At 51.5% G+C, this 16,274-nt stretch carries 20 protein-coding genes; all 20 read left to right on the top strand.

What is annotated here, in order from left to right; all coding sequences use genetic code 11:
- Positions 1 to 16: 16 nt before the first annotated feature.
- Entirely contained in the window at positions 17 to 4,234 is a 4,218-nt protein-coding gene (gene rpoC, locus GN241_15075) for a DNA-directed RNA polymerase subunit beta' (protein ID XAT58567.1), read from the top strand.
- 702 nt (positions 4,235 to 4,936) lie between these two features.
- Positions 4,937 to 5,308 (top strand): 30S ribosomal protein S12, encoded by a 372-nt coding sequence (locus tag GN241_15070; GenBank protein XAT59309.1) that lies wholly within the window; start codon positions 4,937 to 4,939, stop codon positions 5,306 to 5,308.
- Between the two features lie 12 nt (positions 5,309 to 5,320).
- Positions 5,321 to 5,791, top strand: a complete 471-nt coding sequence (gene rpsG, locus GN241_15065) for a 30S ribosomal protein S7 (GenBank protein XAT58566.1) — start codon at positions 5,321 to 5,323, stop codon at positions 5,789 to 5,791.
- A gap of 20 nt (positions 5,792 to 5,811) precedes the next feature.
- The gene (gene fusA, locus GN241_15060; GenBank protein XAT58565.1) at positions 5,812 to 7,929 is read left to right on the top strand and encodes an elongation factor G; all 2,118 of its coding nucleotides are present in this window, start codon (positions 5,812 to 5,814) and stop codon (positions 7,927 to 7,929) included.
- Between the two features lie 85 nt (positions 7,930 to 8,014).
- Positions 8,015 to 9,190, top strand: a complete 1,176-nt coding sequence (gene tuf, locus GN241_15055; GenBank protein ID XAT58564.1) for an elongation factor Tu — start codon at positions 8,015 to 8,017, stop codon at positions 9,188 to 9,190.
- Positions 9,191 to 9,341: 151 nt separating this feature from the next.
- Positions 9,342 to 9,650 carry a 30S ribosomal protein S10 gene (rpsJ, locus tag GN241_15050; protein XAT58563.1) on the top strand — a complete coding sequence of 103 codons (309 nt, stop codon included), beginning with the start codon at positions 9,342 to 9,344 and terminating at the stop codon, positions 9,648 to 9,650.
- A gap of 13 nt (positions 9,651 to 9,663) precedes the next feature.
- Positions 9,664 to 10,386: a 50S ribosomal protein L3 gene (gene rplC, locus GN241_15045; GenBank protein XAT58562.1), complete on the top strand. Its 723-nt coding sequence runs from the start codon at positions 9,664 to 9,666 to the stop codon at positions 10,384 to 10,386.
- The gene (rplD, locus tag GN241_15040) at positions 10,383 to 11,000 is read left to right on the top strand and encodes a 50S ribosomal protein L4 (GenBank protein XAT58561.1); all 618 of its coding nucleotides are present in this window, start codon (positions 10,383 to 10,385) and stop codon (positions 10,998 to 11,000) included. The genes rplC and rplD overlap by 4 nt, the downstream gene beginning before the upstream one ends.
- Positions 10,997 to 11,293, top strand: coding sequence for a 50S ribosomal protein L23 (locus GN241_15035; protein ID XAT58560.1), 297 nt, complete (start codon positions 10,997 to 10,999; stop codon positions 11,291 to 11,293). Before rplD ends, GN241_15035 begins: the two co-directional genes overlap by 4 nt.
- 147 nt (positions 11,294 to 11,440) lie before the next feature.
- Entirely contained in the window at positions 11,441 to 12,283 is an 843-nt protein-coding gene (gene rplB / locus GN241_15030; GenBank protein ID XAT58559.1) for a 50S ribosomal protein L2, read from the top strand.
- Between the two features lie 3 nt (positions 12,284 to 12,286).
- Entirely contained in the window at positions 12,287 to 12,565 is a 279-nt protein-coding gene (gene rpsS, locus GN241_15025) for a 30S ribosomal protein S19 (GenBank protein ID XAT58558.1), read from the top strand.
- A 3-nt stretch (positions 12,566 to 12,568) separates the two neighbouring features.
- Positions 12,569 to 12,949 (top strand): 50S ribosomal protein L22, encoded by a 381-nt coding sequence (gene rplV / locus GN241_15020; GenBank protein ID XAT58557.1) that lies wholly within the window; start codon positions 12,569 to 12,571, stop codon positions 12,947 to 12,949.
- The gene (gene rpsC, locus GN241_15015; protein ID XAT58556.1) at positions 12,949 to 13,656 is read left to right on the top strand and encodes a 30S ribosomal protein S3; all 708 of its coding nucleotides are present in this window, start codon (positions 12,949 to 12,951) and stop codon (positions 13,654 to 13,656) included. Before rplV ends, rpsC begins: the two co-directional genes overlap by 1 nt.
- Positions 13,657 to 13,668: 12 nt before the next feature.
- Positions 13,669 to 14,082, top strand: a complete 414-nt coding sequence (gene rplP, locus GN241_15010; protein XAT58555.1) for a 50S ribosomal protein L16 — start codon at positions 13,669 to 13,671, stop codon at positions 14,080 to 14,082.
- Positions 14,083 to 14,182: 100 nt separating this feature from the next.
- Positions 14,183 to 14,395 (top strand): 50S ribosomal protein L29, encoded by a 213-nt coding sequence (gene rpmC / locus GN241_15005; protein XAT58554.1) that lies wholly within the window; start codon positions 14,183 to 14,185, stop codon positions 14,393 to 14,395.
- Between the two features lie 3 nt (positions 14,396 to 14,398).
- Positions 14,399 to 14,629, top strand: coding sequence for a 30S ribosomal protein S17 (gene rpsQ / locus GN241_15000; GenBank protein XAT58553.1), 231 nt, complete (start codon positions 14,399 to 14,401; stop codon positions 14,627 to 14,629).
- A gap of 73 nt (positions 14,630 to 14,702) precedes the next feature.
- Positions 14,703 to 15,071: a 50S ribosomal protein L14 gene (gene rplN / locus GN241_14995; GenBank protein XAT58552.1), complete on the top strand. Its 369-nt coding sequence runs from the start codon at positions 14,703 to 14,705 to the stop codon at positions 15,069 to 15,071.
- Positions 15,071 to 15,382: a 50S ribosomal protein L24 gene (locus GN241_14990; GenBank protein ID XAT58551.1), complete on the top strand. Its 312-nt coding sequence runs from the start codon at positions 15,071 to 15,073 to the stop codon at positions 15,380 to 15,382. The genes rplN and GN241_14990 overlap by 1 nt, the downstream gene beginning before the upstream one ends.
- A complete protein-coding gene (gene rplE / locus GN241_14985) occupies positions 15,375 to 15,938 on the top strand; it encodes a 50S ribosomal protein L5 (protein XAT58550.1) in 564 nt (187 codons plus the stop codon). Before GN241_14990 ends, rplE begins: the two co-directional genes overlap by 8 nt.
- Before the next feature lie 21 nt (positions 15,939 to 15,959).
- Entirely contained in the window at positions 15,960 to 16,265 is a 306-nt protein-coding gene (gene rpsN, locus GN241_14980; protein ID XAT58549.1) for a 30S ribosomal protein S14, read from the top strand.
- Positions 16,266 to 16,274: the final 9 nt, after the last annotated feature.

The raw sequence follows: 16,274 nt of genomic DNA, 5'->3' as shown, positions 1-16,274 counted from the left end.
AATTAGAGGAATTAAAATGAACCAGGAACTGACAAACAACCCGTTTAACCCGTTAACCTCACCTAAAGTTTTCGATGAGATCAAAGTCTCTTTGGCCAGCCCAGAGCGGATACTTTCATGGTCTTTCGGTGAGATTAAAAAGCCCGAAACGATCAATTACCGGACTTTTAAGCCCGAGCGTGATGGCTTATTCTGCGCGCGAATTTTTGGCCCAACCAAAGATTACGAATGTCTGTGCGGCAAATATAAACGAATGAAGTATCGCGGCGTTGTTTGCGAAAAATGTGGCGTTGAAGTGACGCTGCAAAAGGTCCGCCGGGAGCGTATGGGGCATATCGAACTGGCCTCACCCGTCGCGCATATTTGGTTCTTAAAGTCGCTGCCATCGCGGATTGGCTTGATGCTGGATATGACGCTGCGTGATTTGGAACGCGTGCTGTATTTTGAAAACTATGTGGTGATCGAACCTGGTCTGACCGATTTGACCTATGGTCAGATGATGACCGAAGAAGAGTATATGGACGCGCAAGATACGTTCGGTATGGATGCGTTTACCGCCAATATCGGCGCGGAAGCGATCCGCGAAATGCTCGCGGCGATCGATTTGGAATCCGAAGCAGAGCAATTGCGCGCGGATCTCAAAGAAGCCACGGGTGAGTTGAAACCGAAAAAAATTATCAAGCGCTTGAAAGTGGTTGAAAGCTTTTTGGAATCGGGCAACCGTCCGGAATGGATGATCCTCACTGTCGTGCCGGTGATTCCGCCGGAGCTGCGCCCCTTGGTGCCTCTGGATGGTGGCCGGTTTGCAACGTCGGATTTGAACGATCTTTATCGCCGTGTGATCAATCGGAATAACCGTTTGAAGCGGCTGATCGAATTGCGCGCGCCCGATATTATCGTTCGCAATGAAAAGCGGATGCTGCAGGAATCTGTGGATGCGTTATTTGACAATGGCCGCCGGGGACGCGTGATCACCGGTGCCAATAAGCGGCCGCTGAAATCGCTGTCGGACATGCTGAAAGGCAAACAGGGCCGTTTCCGTCAAAACTTGCTTGGAAAACGCGTCGATTTTTCTGGCCGTTCGGTGATCGTGACGGGCCCTGAGCTGAAGCTGCATCAATGTGGCTTGCCTAAGAAAATGGCGCTCGAATTGTTCAAACCGTTTATCTATTCGCGCCTTGAGGCCAAAGGGCTGTCAAGCACGGTGAAGCAAGCTAAGAAACTTGTTGAAAAAGAGCGTCCTGAAGTATGGGATATTCTGGATGAAGTGATCCGCGAACACCCGGTGATGTTGAACCGCGCGCCCACCTTGCACCGGTTGGGCATTCAAGCTTTTGAGCCGGTTTTGATAGAAGGCAAAGCAATTCAGCTGCATCCGCTTGTCTGCTCTGCTTTCAACGCCGATTTTGACGGTGACCAAATGGCCGTACATGTGCCGCTCAGCTTGGAAGCCCAGCTGGAAGCCCGCGTGTTGATGATGTCCACCAATAACGTGCTGTCACCGGCCAATGGAGCCCCTATTATCGTGCCTTCGCAGGATATGATTTTGGGTCTGTATTACACCACGATCATGCGAGAAGGCATGAAAGGTGAAGGCATGATGTTCAGCTCGATCGAGGAAGTGCAATACGCACTCGACAATGGCACTGTGCATTTGCATGCCAAAATCACTGCGCGTATTCCACAAATAGATGAGCATGGCAGCGAAGTGATGCAACGCTTTGAAACCACACCGGGGCGCGTGCGCCTGGGCGCTCTTTTACCGGCGAATAACAAAGCACCGTTTGGTTTGGTGAACGGTTTGCTCAGAAAGAAAGATGTCCAAAAGGTGATCGATACCGTCTATCGCTATTGCGGTCAGAAAGAATCGGTTATTTTCTGCGATCAAATCATGACCATGGGCTTCAGAGAAGCGTTCAAAGCCGGTATCTCATTCGGCAAAGACGATATGGTTATCCCTGATGATAAATGGGGGATCGTTGATACGACGCGCCAGCAAGTCAAAGATTTCGAACAGCAATATATGGATGGCCTGATCACACAGGGCGAGAAATATAACAAAGTTGTCGATTCCTGGTCAAAATGTAACGATAAAGTCACTGAGGCGATGATGAATACGATTTCGGCGCCGCGCTTGGATGATGACGGATCTGAAAGCGAGCCGAACAGCGTTTATATGATGGCTCATTCGGGCGCGCGTGGATCGGTTACCCAGATGAAGCAATTGGGCGGCATGCGTGGCCTGATGGCCAAGCCGAACGGGGATATTATTGAAACGCCGATCATTTCAAACTTTAAAGAAGGTTTGACGGTGCTCGAATATTTCAACTCGACCCACGGTGCGCGTAAGGGCTTGTCGGATACAGCGTTGAAAACAGCGAACTCTGGATATTTGACCCGGCGTTTGGTTGATGTTGCACAAGATTGCATTGTGCGCATGAATGATTGTGGTACCGAACAATCCATCACGGCTGAAACGGCCGTCAATGATGGGGAAGTTGTTTCATCGCTGGCCGAGCGCGTGTTGGGCCGGGTTGCCGCCGAGGATATTTTACGCCCCGGATCGGAAGACGTGTTGGTCGCAAAAGGCGAGCTGATCGATGAGATTATGGCCGATAAGATCGATGATGCGGGTCTGCAAACAGCGCGCATCCGCTCTCCTTTAACCTGCGAAGCTGAAGAGGGCGTTTGTGCATTGTGCTACGGGCGTGATCTTGCGCGTGGTACCATCGTGAATACGGGCGAAGCGGTGGGCATTATCGCGGCGCAGTCAATCGGTGAACCTGGCACGCAGCTGACAATGCGGACATTCCACATTGGCGGCGTTGCGCAAGGGGGCCAGCAATCCTTCTTGGAAGCCAACCAAAGTGGTGTGATCGACTTTGAGAACCCGCAAACCTTGAAAAACGCGCAGGGCGACATGTTGGTCATGGGGCGCAATATGAAGTTGCGCATCCTAGATGAAAATGGTGATGAATTGGCCAGTCATAAATTGGGCTATGGCACGAAGTTATTTGTTGCCGAAGGGGCCAAGGTCGAACGCGGCGATAAATTGTTTGAGTGGGATCCCTATACTTTGCCGATCATCGCCGAAAAAGCCGGTGTCGCCAAACATGTGGATCTGGCCAATGGCGTTGCGGTGCGTGAAGAAACCGATGACGCTACCGGGATGACGCAGAAAATTGTGATTGACTGGCGCGCTGCCGCAAAGGGCAGCGAATTGAAGCCTGAAATTATCCTTGCTGGTGAAGATGGCGAGCCTGTGCGCAATGAGGCGGGTAATCCGATCACCTACCCAATGTCGGTTGATGCGATCTTGTCGGTGGAAGATGGTCAAGAGGTGAAAGCGGGGGATGTGGTTGCACGTATTCCGCGTGAAGGGGCCAAAACAAAAGATATCACAGGTGGTTTGCCGCGGGTTGCTGAATTGTTTGAGGCGCGCCGTCCAAAAGATCATGCGATTATCGCGGAAGTCGATGGATATGTACGTTTTGGGCGCGATTATAAAAACAAGCGCCGGATCAGCATTGAACCGGCCGATGAATCGCTGGATCTCGTCGAGTATATGGTTCCAAAAGGAAAGCATATTCCGGTTGCCGAGGGCGATTTTGTTCAAAAAGGCGATTATATCATGGATGGTAACCCAGCCCCGCATGATATTCTGGCAATTATGGGCATTGAAGCTCTGGCAAATTACATGATCGATGAGGTGCAGGATGTATATCGTTTGCAAGGCGTGAAAATCAACGACAAGCATATCGAGGTGATCGTACGCCAGATGCTGCAGAAATGGGAAATCGCCGAGAGCGGCGATACCACATTGCTGAAAGGCGAACATGTTGATAAGGCTGAATTTGACGCTGCAAATGAAAAAGCCCTTTCAAAAGGCGGGCGTCCGGCGCAGGGTGAACCTATTTTGCTGGGCATCACAAAAGCATCCTTGCAAACGCGCTCGTTTATCTCTGCCGCATCGTTCCAGGAAACCACACGTGTTCTGACCGAGGCGTCGGTGCAAGGCAAGCGGGACAAATTGGTTGGTCTTAAGGAAAACGTGATCGTTGGGCGGCTTATTCCAGCGGGCACAGGGGGCGCAACGCAACAAGTTCGCCGTATCGCCACAGAGCGTGACAATGTGGTGCTGGAAGCGCGCCGCGAGGAAGCTCAGGCTGCGGCCGCCTTAGCCGCACCCAGCGAAGATGATGTGTTTAAAGAGGCTACGACAAGCGAAAGCTAAACACCTTTTGCTGTTAAAAATTTAAAAAAGCCCGGCCTTAAGTCGGGCTTTTTTTATAAGCGTTGATCGGATCAAGCGCTGCGCATATCTGCGCCCTGAGCGCGCTGTTAAGATATCTCAAACTTGCAGAAGAGCGCTATTTCAGGCCGGTTGAAACACTGCGGAGTACTGGTTGGCAAAGGCGGAATCAAGCAGTGACGCGGGCCGTAAATCGCGGTGGCGTGTGAAGATGCTTGCAACATTGGTAAGGCGTTCTATGTTGATTTTTTATCCAGCTAAAACGCATGATCCAAACGCTGGTTGAATTTCGGGATTTGATGCATGGGCTTTGAAATAAAACCCGTAATATAAGAGGGTTGTCGCCGGATATCGCAAAGCGGTCAGACGGCGCGACCACGACTTTCTTCGGCTCGATCTGCCGGGGTAAAGCCGCAGCTTTTCAGGCTGTTGACAAGCGTTCCGACTCCCCCTATACGCACGACACGTCGAGTCATGGGATGTTTCTCTGGCTTTGGCTTCAGAATTGAAGTGGTCAAGATCCAGGCAGTGCCTCGATCCTCTGGAAAACCCACCGCGTCGTTCCCAAGAACGAGGGGACCGGTGCGGTGTTTGTGTTATGCGGACGCGTTTGGCACAGAAGAATGAACTGCATGGGCTGCGCTCATGCGCCCAGAAACGACGAGCGAACGGGGAATAACCGGAATGCCAACGATACAACAGCTGATCCGCAAGCCGCGGCAGCCCAAAGTAAAACGCTCCAAATCCATGCATTTGCAGGAGTGTCCACAAAAACGCGGTGTGTGCACGCGCGTTTACACCACCACGCCGAAAAAGCCGAACTCAGCCATGCGGAAAGTTGCAAAAGTGCGCTTAACAAATGGGTTTGAGGTGATCAGCTACATCCCGGGTGAAAAGCATAACCTTCAAGAACACTCAGTGGTTTTGATCCGCGGGGGTCGCGTAAAAGACCTTCCTGGTGTTCGTTATCATATCTTGCGCGGTGTTCTAGACACGCAAGGGGTTAAAGATCGTAAACAGCGCCGCTCTAAATATGGCGCCAAGCGTCCGAAATAAAAGGATTAACAAATGTCTCGTCGCCACGCCGCCGAAAAACGTGAAATTTTACCCGATGCCAAATTTGGCGATCGGGTTATTTCGAAATTTATGAACAACCTGATGATTGATGGTAAGAAATCGATCGCTGAGACCATTGTATATAACGCGTTGGACCGGGTTGAGGATAAAATCAAGCGCGCGCCCGTTGAGGTGTTTCACGAAGCGTTGGATAATATCAAGCCAGCCGTTGAGGTGCGTTCGCGCCGCGTTGGTGGTGCCACCTATCAGGTCCCCGTTGAGGTGCGCCCCGAGCGTCGCGAAGCGTTGGCCATTCGTTGGTTGATCAAAGCGTCTCGTAGCCGCAACGAAAATACGATGGAAGAACGCCTTGCGGGTGAGCTTTTAGACGCTGTAAATTCGCGCGGCTCCGCCGTGAAAAAGCGCGAAGACACGCATAAAATGGCCGATGCGAATAAAGCATTTAGCCACTACCGTTGGTAATTTAAAGAGGCTGCACTGAAATGGCGCGCGAATATAATCTAAAAGAATACCGTAATTTTGGCATTATGGCCCATATTGATGCGGGTAAGACCACTTGCTCAGAGCGGATTCTGTATTACACGGGGAAGTCGCATAACATTGGCGAGGTGCATGATGGTGCCGCAACGATGGATTGGATGGAGCAAGAGCAAGAGCGTGGTATCACAATCACCTCCGCTGCGACCACCACGTTTTGGGAGCGCACCGAAGATGGTGAGACGGCGCAATCGCCCAAGCACCGTATGAACATCATCGACACCCCGGGCCACGTTGATTTTACGATTGAGGTCGAGCGGTCTTTGGCGGTTTTAGACGGTGCAATCGCCGTTTTGGATGCAAATGCAGGTGTTGAGCCGCAAACCGAAACCGTGTGGCGTCAAGCTGACCGCTATAAAGTGCCGCGGATCGTTTACGTGAATAAAATGGATAAAATTGGCGCAGATTTTTTCAACTGTGTTCGGATGATTCAGGATCGCACCGGCGCCGTACCTGCGCCGATCCAAATCCCTATTGGTGCAGAGAACGAGCTTGAGGGCTTGGTCGATCTGATAACGATGCAGGAATGGGTGTGGGTTGGTGAAGATTTAGGCGCGACATGGGAATTGCGCCCGATCCGCGAGAGCCTTCAGGACACTGCTGACGAATGGCGCGCCAAGCTCATCGAAACTGCGGTTGAGATGGATGATGATGCGATGATGGCGTATCTAGAGGGAGAAGAGCCCGATGCAGCCACGCTGCGCGCGCTGATCCGCAAGGGGACGCTCGAAATTAAATTCATTCCAATTTTATGCGGCTCGGCCTTCAAAAACAAAGGCGTACAACCGCTGTTGAATGCTGTGATTGATTATCTGCCGAGCCCGCTGGATGTCGCTGACTATATGGGTTTCCGTCCTGGTGACGAAACAGAAACCCGTGATATTGCACGCCGTGCGGATGACGATATGCCGTTTTCAGCGCTTGCGTTTAAAATCATGAACGACCCCTTCGTGGGGACGCTTACATTTACGCGCATTTATTCAGGCAAGATGAATAAAGGTGACGGGATCTTTAACTCGACCAAGGGCAAAAAAGAGCGCGTTGGCCGCATGATGATGATGCACTCGAACAATCGCGAGGAAATTGAAGAGGCATTCGCGGGAGATATTATCGCGCTTGCTGGTTTGAAAGATACGACAACGGGCGATACGCTGTGCGATGTGAAAGAGCCGGTGATTCTGGAAACAATGACCTTCCCCGATCCAGTGATTGAAATCGCAGTCGAGCCGAAGACCAAGAATGACCAAGAGAAAATGTCTCAAGGTCTCGCGCGTTTGGCGGCAGAAGATCCCTCGTTCCGGGTGGAAACTGATCTTGAGAGTGGCCAGACCATCATGAAGGGCATGGGCGAACTGCATTTGGATATTTTGGTGGATCGCTTAAAGCGTGAGTTCAAAGTGGAAGCCAATATTGGTGCGCCGCAAGTGGCTTATCGCGAGACGATTGGCCATGAGGTTGAGCACACGTATACGCACAAAAAACAGTCTGGTGGGTCTGGGCAGTTTGGTGAAGTGAAATTGGTGATCACGCCAACAGAGCCTGGCGAAGGGTACTCATTTGAAAGCAGGATTGTTGGTGGTGCAGTTCCAAAAGAATATATCCCCGGCGTTGAAAAAGGCATAAAGTCAGTTATGGATAGTGGGCCCTTGGCGGGCTTCCCGGTGATTGATTTCAAAGTGTCACTGCTGGATGGTAAGTTTCATGATGTGGATAGCTCGGTTTTGGCATTTGAAATCGCTGCGCGGATGTGTATGCGCGAAGGGATGAGAAAAGCCGGCGCGAAGCTTCTTGAGCCGATCATGAAGGTCGAAGTTGTAACGCCTGAGGATTATACAGGCAACATCATTGGCGATCTGACCTCCCGACGGGGTCAGGTGCAAGGTCAAGAGCCACGTGGCAACGCGATCGCGATTGAGGCCTTCGTACCTTTGGCGAATATGTTCGGTTACATTAATAACTTGCGGTCTATGTCTTCTGGGCGAGCGCAATTTACGATGACGTTTGATCATTACGACCCGGTTCCACAGAATATCTCTGAAGAAATTCAGTCAAAATTTGCCTAAAAACGGGCATGGGCTTGGGGCCCATGCCAAAGCAACACTTTAGGGCCGAGAGCGGTCTTGTAAACTAACGAAAAAGGAGGCCACCATGGCAAAGGAAAAGTTTGAGCGTAGTAAGCCGCATTGCAACATCGGCACGATTGGTCACGTTGACCATGGTAAGACGACATTGACGGCTGCGATTACGAAGCAATTTGGCGAATTTCAGGATTATGATCAGATTGACGCTGCGCCGGAAGAGAAAGCCCGCGGGATCACGATTTCGACGGCGCATGTTGAATATGAAACCGAAAGCCGTCATTACGCGCATGTGGATTGCCCCGGCCATGCTGATTATGTGAAAAACATGATCACGGGTGCGGCGCAGATGGATGGCGCGATTTTGGTTGTGAACGCGGCCGATGGCCCTATGCCGCAAACGCGCGAGCATATTTTGCTTGGCCGTCAGGTTGGCATTCCTTCGATGGTTGTGTTCCTGAACAAAGTTGACCAGGTGGATGACGAAGAGCTTCTTGAGCTGGTTGAGATGGAAGTGCGCGAGCTTCTCAGCACGTATGATTACCCAGGTGATGATATTCCGATCGTTGCCGGCTCTGCTTTGGCGGCGCTTGAGGGCCGCGATGCGAATATCGGTGAAGAGAAGATTTCTGAGCTGATGGCCGCTGTTGACAGCTATATCCCGCAGCCGGATCGCGCGATTGATCAGCCGTTCTTGATGCCGATCGAAGATGTGTTTTCAATCTCGGGCCGTGGTACGGTTGTGACCGGGCGGGTTGAGCGCGGTGTGATCAATGTGGGCGATGAGATTGAGATCGTTGGCATTCGTGACACGGGCAAAACCACCTGTACGGGTGTTGAAATGTTCCGCAAGCTGCTGGATCGCGGTGAGGCGGGTGACAATATCGGCGCCTTGTTGCGCGGTGTTGATCGTGAAGGCGTTGAGCGGGGTCAGGTTCTGTGTAAGCCAGGTTCTGTGAAGCCGCATACAAAGTTTGAGGCTGAAGCCTATATTCTGACCAAGGAAGAGGGTGGCCGTCATACGCCGTTTTTTGCCAATTACCGCCCCCAGTTTTATTTCCGTACGACGGATGTGACCGGAACGGTGAACCTACCCGAGGGAACAGAGATGGTGATGCCGGGCGATAACTTGAAGTTCGAAGTGGAACTGATTGCGCCAATCGCGATGGAAGATAAGCTGCGCTTTGCGATCCGCGAAGGCGGCCGCACCGTCGGCTCAGGCGTCGTGTCAAAAATTATCGAGTAAGAGTTACTCGAGCTGGTAACAGGCCCGTCGGAACTGCGTCGGGCCTGACTTAAAATTGGCACTTACGCAGTGCCGTATGTGTTCGATGAAGGGGGTGGAATGACCTGGCCTCTTCCTCTCAACTCTAACGCCGAGAAAAAAGGCTAAGACTATGCAAAGCCAAAATATTCGTATCCGGTTGAAAGCGTTTGACTTTCGTGTTCTGGATGCAAGCACGCAGGAAATCGTGAACACGGCCAAGCGCACTGGCGCATCTGTTCGTGGTCCTATTCCGCTGCCGAATAAAATTGAAAAATTCACCGTTCTGCGTGGTCCTCACGTGAATAAGAAATCACGCGATCAGTTCGAAATCCGTACTCATAAACGGCTTTTGGATATCGTTGACCCAACACCTCAGACCGTCGATGCTTTGATGAAGCTCGATCTTGCTGCCGGCGTTGACGTGCAGATTTCGGTTTAAGGAGGGCAAACGGATGCGCTCTGGAATTATAGCAAAAAAGATGGGTATGACTCGTCTTTTCATGGAAGACGGCAAGCAGATCCCTGTCACCGTTTTACAAATGGATAATCTGCAGGTTGTTGCACAACGCACCTCTGAAGCAAATGGCTACACAGCTGTTCAATTGGGTGCTGGATCAATCAAGGCCAAAAACGTATCGCAAGCGATGCGCGGACATTTCGCCATGGCAAAAGTTGAGCCCAAGCGAAAAGTGGCAGAGTTTCGCGTTGCACCTGAGAATTTAATCGAGGTGGGCGCGGAGATCACTGCGGATCACTATGCGGCGGGTCAATATGTCGATGTGTCTGGCACATCGATCGGTAAAGGCTTTGCCGGAGCGATGAAGCGGCATAATTTTGGCGGACTGCGTGCCTCGCATGGTGTATCGATCAGTCACCGTTCGCACGGCTCTACGGGGCAGTGTCAGGGTCCAGGCAAAGTGTTCAAAGGTAAGAAAATGGCTGGCCATATGGGGGCTGCGAGAGTGACCACTCAGAATTTGCAGGTGGTTAAAACCGACGCGGATCGTGGATTGATCATGATCAAAGGCGCTGTGCCCGGTTCTAAAGGGGGTTGGGTCACCGTTAAGGATGCCGTCAAGAAGCCTTTGCCAAGCGATGTGCCGTTTCCGGCAGCTTTGCGCAGTGCCGAGCAGCCTGCGGCTGAAGCGCCTGCCACCGAAGGAGGTGACGCATGAAACTGCACGTGATTAAACTGGATGGCGCCGCTGCCGGCAGCATTGATTTGGACGAAGATATTTTCGGATTGGAGCCACGCGTTGATATTTTGCACCGCGTTGTGCGTTGGCAGCGTAACAACGCGCAGGCGGGCACGCATAAGGTAAAAACGCGGTCTGAGACCAGCTATTCCACCAAGAAGATCTACCGCCAAAAAGGCACGGGTGGGGCGCGTCATGGCGATCGCAACGCTCCGATCTTTCGCAAAGGCGGGATCTATAAAGGCCCAACGCCGCGTAGTCATGGCCATGATCTGCCTAAAAAGGTGCGTCAACTCGGCTTGAAACACGCTTTATCGGCAAAGGCACGCGACGGGTCGTTGGTTATTTTGGATGCAGCCACATCCGACGGTAAAACGGCGGCTTTGGCCAAGCAGGTAAAAAACCTTGGCTGGAAACGCGCCCTCATTATCGACGGTGCAAGCGTTGATGAGGCGTTTGCCTCCGCAGCGCGCAATATCACAGCTTTGGATATTCTGCCGACTGCTGGCGCGAATGTTTATGATATTTTGAAGCGCGATACTTTGGTTATCACTAAGGCGGGCGTTGAAGCTTTGGAGGCCCGGTTCAAATGAGCGTTAAACCTGAATTATATGACGTGATCCGCAAGCCGATTGTGACCGAAAAGGCAACAATGGCGTCAGAGTCTGGCGCGGTTGTGTTTGAAGTGGCGATTGAATCAAATAAACCGCAAATCAAAGAAGCTGTTGAAAGCTTGTTTGGTGTGAAGGTGAAGGCGGTAAATACCACGATCACGAAAGGGAAGACCAAGCGGTTCCGGGGCAGCCCGGGTCGGCGCAAAGATGTCAAAAAAGCCTATGTGACGTTAGAGGATGGAAACACTATCGACGTCAGCACAGGTCTTTGATAGAAGGCAACGAATCGTAGCAGCTCCAAGCCTCGCTTGGGGCTGCGTCGTTTTAAGAACGGGATCCTTTTGATCCAAATTTGGCCACCTTCGGGGGCTTCACCATAGGCAGAGTTTCTGCCGCTAAGCAAACGGAAGACAGAAAGCATGGCACTAAAGTCGTATAAACCGACGACGCCGGGCCAGCGCGGGCTGGTGCTGATCGACCGTTCGGAGCTTTGGAAAGGACGTCCGGTTAAATCCCTTACTGAGGGTTTGACAAAATCGGGCGGTCGGAACAATACCGGACGTATCACCTCGCGTCGTCGTGGCGGAGGCGCAAAGCGTCTCTATCGCATCGTAGATTTTCGCCGCAACAAATTGGATGTTGCGGCAACGGTTGAGCGGATCGAATATGATCCCAACCGGACTGCTTTTATTGCATTGGTTAAATATACCGATGGTGAGCAGGCATATATCCTAGCGCCCCAGCGCCTCGCTGTGGGTGATCAGGTGATTGCCGCTGCCAAGGCAGATATTAAGCCGGGCAATGCAATGCCCTTCTCGGGTATGCCGATCGGTACCATCGTGCATAATATTGAATTGAAAGCTGGCAAAGGCGGTCAAATCGCTCGGGCGGCTGGAACATATGCGCAGTTTGTTGGCCGCGACGGTGGATATGCACAAATCCGATTAAGCTCGGGTGAGCTGCGTTTGGTGCGCCAAGAATGTATGGCCACCGTTGGCGCTGTATCAAACCCCGATAATAGCAACCAAAATTTCGGTAAAGCGGGCCGCATGCGCCATAAAGGCGTACGTCCCTCTGTTCGCGGTGTTGTTATGAACCCAATCGATCACCCGCATGGTGGTGGTGAAGGGCGTACTTCAGGGGGGCGTCATCCAGTGACACCTTGGGGTAAACCTACCAAGGGCAAACGCACACGTAATAAAAACAAAGCGTCGCAAAAGCTTATTATCCGCTCGCGCCACGCCAAGAAGAAGGGGCGTTAAAAAATGTCTCGCTCTGTTTGGAAAGGTCCTTTCGTTGATTCCTATGTGCTTAAGAAAGCCGAGGCATCTCGCGCAAGTGGACGCAACGAAGTGATCAAGATCTGGTCTCGTCGTTCAACAATTTTGCCCCAATTCGTGGGTTTGACTTTCGGTGTTTATAATGGCCGTAAGCACATCCCCGTGATGATATCTGAAGATATGATCGGTCAAAAATTTGGCGAATATTCGCCAACCCGGACCTATTACGGTCACGGTGCCGATAAAAAAGCGAAACGGAAGTAAGCCATGGGCCAAGATAAAAATCCCCGCCGCGTGGCCGAGAATGAAGCTATGGCAAAACTGCGTATGCTTCGAACTTCCCCGCAAAAGCTGAATTTGGTTGCAGGAATGATCCGCGGTCAAAAAGTTGGCAAAGCTCTGAATGATTTGACGTTCAGCAAAAAACGGATTGCGATTGATGTGCGTAAATGCCTTCAATCAGCGATAGCCAATGCTGAAAATAACCACAATTTAGATGTTGATGAATTGGTGATCGTTGAAGCCTATGTTGGTAAGAATATCACGTTGAAACGTGGTCGCCCACGGGCGCGAGGCCGGTTTGGACGGATTATCAAGCCGTTCTCAGAGCTCACCATCAAAGTGCGTCAAGTTGAGGAGCAAGCCTAATGGGACAGAAAATTAATCCAATTGGTATGCGCCTGCAGGTCAACCGGACTTGGGATAGCCGCTGGTATGCGGATACCAAAGATTACGGGAACTTGTTGCTTGAAGATCTGCGCATGCGCGAATTTATCAAGAAAGACTGCGCGCAGGCTGGTGTGTCTCGTGTGATTATCGAGCGCCCTCATAAAAAATGCCGGGTTACCGTTCATACGGCGCGCCCTGGAGTGATTATCGGCAAAAAAGGCGCTGATATCGAAACGCTGCGTAAGAAGCTGGAAGATATGACGGCATCCGAGTTGCATTTGAACATCGTCGAAGTGCGCAAGCCTGAGCTTGATGCTCAATTGGTTGGCGAAAGTATTGCGCAGCAATTGGAGCGCCGGGTTTCTTTCCGCCGCGCCATGAAGCGCGCAGTGCAAAACGCTATGCGGATGGGCGCTTTGGGTATTCGTGTTAACGTCGCAGGTCGTTTGGGCGGGGCGGAAATCGCGCGGACTGAATGGTATCGCGAAGGCCGCGTGCCACTGCATACTTTGCGCGCTGATATCGATTATGCGAATGTTGAAGCCGCAACACCCTACGGGATTATTGGTATCAAAGTGTGGATTTTTAAGGGCGAGATTATGGAGCATGATCCGCAAGCCCGCGATCGCAAAGCACAAGAACTTCAAGACGGTCCAGCACCTCGTGGTGCCGGCGGTCGGCGCTAGGGGGAGTAGACCATGCTGCAACCAAAACGCACAAAGTTCCGTAAAATGCATAAAGGGCGGATTCATGGTGAAGCTAAGGGCGGATCCGATCTTAACTTTGGCACCTACGGTTTGAAGGCCACTCAGCCTGAGCGCATTACTGCGCGCCAAATTGAAGCCGCGCGTCGTGCAATGACACGGCACATGAAACGACAGGGCCGCGTTTGGATTCGTATTTTTCCGGACACACCTGTGACCTCAAAGCCAACCGAAGTTCGGATGGGTAAGGGGAAAGGTTCTGTCGATTTCTGGGCTGCCAAGGTAAAGCCCGGCCGGATCATGTTTGAGATTGACGGGGTCGATGATTCTGTGGCAAGGGAAGCACTTCGGTTGGCGGCGATGAAATTGCCTATTAAGACAAGAGTTGTCATCCGCGAAGATTGGTAATTTTAGCTGGCCCCTGTGTTTGCGGGGGCCTGTTATTTTGTCCACTAGAGCAAGGGTAACCCAATGGGGCCTTCTGGTGATGTAGAAAAGGAATAAGGCGATGGACGCCAATGAACTTCGAAATAAAACACCGGACCAGCTGCGTGATGAGCTGGCAGGTCTGAAAAAAGAGGCCTTTAACCTGCGCTTTCAGCAGGCCACAGGGCAGATTGAAAATACAGCCCGTATGCGCTCAGTTAAGCGCGATGTGGCCCGTGTGAAAACGATCTTGAACGAAAAAGCAGCCAATGCGGCCGCTGAGCAGGGAGCCTAAGCAATGCCCAAACGAATTTTACAAGGCGTTGTGACAAGTGACGCTAATCAACAAACGGTTACTGTATCTGTTGAGCGTCGTTTTAAGCACCCAGTTTTGCAAAAGACGATCCGGAAATCAAAAAAATACCGGGCGCATGATGAAAATAATACTTTTAAGGTCGGCGATGCGGTTCGGATTATCGAATGTGCACCAAAGTCCAAAACCAAACGCTGGGAGGTTCTGCAGGCGTAAGCCGAAAGACCTTTTAGTTTAATCGAAACCCTGGGGAACAGGTGAAAGCCCCCCACAGGTCGGGAGAAACCGAATGATCCAGATGCAAACCAATCTGGATGTAGCTGATAACTCCGGCGCACGCCGGGTACAGTGCATCAAAGTGTTGGGTGGTTCCAAGCGTAAATACGCATCCGTGGGCGACGTGATCGTCGTTTCGGTGAAGGAAGCCATCCCGCGCGGTCGAGTGAAAAAGGGCGATGTGCGTAAAGCCGTTGTCGTTAGAACCGCCAAAGAAGTCCGCCGTGAAGATGGTACCGCGATCCGATTTGACAGCAATGCTGCCGTGATTTTGAACAATAGCGGCGAGCCGATTGGTACGCGTATTTTTGGGCCAGTGGTTCGCGAATTGCGCGCCAAAAGCTTCATGAAAATTATCTCACTTGCCCCGGAGGTGCTGTAATGGCTGCGAAACTTCGTAAGGGTGACAAAGTAATCGTTCTTGCCGGCAAAGATAAGGGCAAGGAAGGCACGATCGCTTCTGTCGACCCATCTGCCTCAAAGGCAATTGTTGAGGGGATCAATATTTCGATCCGCCACACCAAGCAAACGCAAAACTCGCAGGGCGGACGTTTGCCCAAAGCGATGCCGATTGCGCTGTCTAATCTGTCTTTGATCGATGCCAATGGCAAAGCAACACGCGTTGGCTTCAAAATCGAAGATGGTAAGAAAATGCGCTTTGCCAAAACAACAGGAGACGTGATCGATGCTTGATACTGCTGATTACACCCCCCGTTTGCGTGCATTGTATGATGAAAAAATTCGCGCCGCGATGAAAGAAGAATTTGCATATAAAAACGATATGCAAATTCCACGCCTTGACAAAATTGTTCTGAATATCGGCGCTGGTAAGGCGGCGGTTAAAGACAGTAAGAAGGCCAAATCTGCACAAGCAGATCTGTCGACGATTGCTGGACAGCAGGCGGTTATCACCAAGGCAAAAAAATCTATCGCGGGCTTCCGGGTGCGCGAGGAAATGCCAATGGGTGCGAAAGTCACGCTGCGCGGCGCGCGGATGTATGAATTTCTTGACCGGTTAATCACGATCGCGATGCCCCGTATCCGCGACTTTCGGGGTGTGTCTGCAAAAAGTTTTGACGGCCGCGGCAATTATGCGCTGGGAATTAAAGAGCATATCGTTTTCCCAGAGATTAATTTCGACAAGGTTGATGAAAACTGGGGTTTTGACGTTGTCATTGCCACCACCGCAAATACCGACGCTGAAGCCAAGGCGCTGTTGAGCCATTTCAACATGCCCTTCAATAGCTGATCCGCGAAAAGGAGTTTAGACATGGCTAAGAAAGCAATGATCGAACGCGAAAAGAAACGCGCGCGCCTGGTGGCAAAATTTGCCGAAAAGCGGGCTGCGCTGAAAGAAATCGCGAATGATAACAATCTGCCAATGGAAGAGCGTTTCAAAGCGCGTTTGAAATTGGCGAAATTGCCCCGCAACAGCGCGGCAAACCGCATGCATAACCGCTGCGAATTGACCGGTCGTCCGCATGCGTATTATCGCAAGCTCAAGGTCAGCCGGATTATGCTGCGCGAGTTGGGTTCCAACGGGCAACTGCCCGGCATGGTTAAGTCAAGCTGGTAAGGGAGAGAT

This window comes from Rhodobacteraceae bacterium IMCC1335 (genome assembly GCA_039640495.1).
GTDB lineage: Bacteria > Pseudomonadota > Alphaproteobacteria > Rhodobacterales > Rhodobacteraceae > Thalassovivens.
Note: the sequence above shows the minus strand (reverse complement) of the source record. Positions and strands in the feature narration are given on the sequence as shown.

Bases quoted from the DNA above. Each gene is read 5' to 3' on its own strand.
- fusA (XAT58565.1), top strand. From the start codon at position 5,812: ATGGCGCGCGAATATAATCTAAAAGAATACCGTAATTTTGGCATTATG.
- rpsC (XAT58556.1), top strand. From the start codon at position 12,949: ATGGGACAGAAAATTAATCCAATTGGTATGCGCCTGCAGGTCAACCGG.
- rplB (XAT58559.1), top strand. From the start codon at position 11,441: ATGGCACTAAAGTCGTATAAACCGACGACGCCGGGCCAGCGCGGGCTG.
- rpoC (XAT58567.1), top strand. From the start codon at position 17: ATGAACCAGGAACTGACAAACAACCCGTTTAACCCGTTAACCTCACCT.
- rpsG (XAT58566.1), top strand. From the start codon at position 5,321: ATGTCTCGTCGCCACGCCGCCGAAAAACGTGAAATTTTACCCGATGCC.
- rpsJ (XAT58563.1), top strand. From the start codon at position 9,342: ATGCAAAGCCAAAATATTCGTATCCGGTTGAAAGCGTTTGACTTTCGT.
- rplC (XAT58562.1), top strand. From the start codon at position 9,664: ATGCGCTCTGGAATTATAGCAAAAAAGATGGGTATGACTCGTCTTTTC.
- rpmC (XAT58554.1), top strand. From the start codon at position 14,183: ATGGACGCCAATGAACTTCGAAATAAAACACCGGACCAGCTGCGTGAT.
- GN241_14990 (XAT58551.1), top strand. From the start codon at position 15,071: ATGGCTGCGAAACTTCGTAAGGGTGACAAAGTAATCGTTCTTGCCGGC.
- rplN (XAT58552.1), top strand. From the start codon at position 14,703: ATGATCCAGATGCAAACCAATCTGGATGTAGCTGATAACTCCGGCGCA.
- rplD (XAT58561.1), top strand. From the start codon at position 10,383: ATGAAACTGCACGTGATTAAACTGGATGGCGCCGCTGCCGGCAGCATT.
- rpsN (XAT58549.1), top strand. From the start codon at position 15,960: ATGGCTAAGAAAGCAATGATCGAACGCGAAAAGAAACGCGCGCGCCTG.
- rpsS (XAT58558.1), top strand. From the start codon at position 12,287: ATGTCTCGCTCTGTTTGGAAAGGTCCTTTCGTTGATTCCTATGTGCTT.
- GN241_15035 (XAT58560.1), top strand. From the start codon at position 10,997: ATGAGCGTTAAACCTGAATTATATGACGTGATCCGCAAGCCGATTGTG.
- rplE (XAT58550.1), top strand. From the start codon at position 15,375: ATGCTTGATACTGCTGATTACACCCCCCGTTTGCGTGCATTGTATGAT.
- rplP (XAT58555.1), top strand. From the start codon at position 13,669: ATGCTGCAACCAAAACGCACAAAGTTCCGTAAAATGCATAAAGGGCGG.
- tuf (XAT58564.1), top strand. From the start codon at position 8,015: ATGGCAAAGGAAAAGTTTGAGCGTAGTAAGCCGCATTGCAACATCGGC.
- rplV (XAT58557.1), top strand. From the start codon at position 12,569: ATGGGCCAAGATAAAAATCCCCGCCGCGTGGCCGAGAATGAAGCTATG.
- GN241_15070 (XAT59309.1), top strand. From the start codon at position 4,937: ATGCCAACGATACAACAGCTGATCCGCAAGCCGCGGCAGCCCAAAGTA.
- rpsQ (XAT58553.1), top strand. From the start codon at position 14,399: ATGCCCAAACGAATTTTACAAGGCGTTGTGACAAGTGACGCTAATCAA.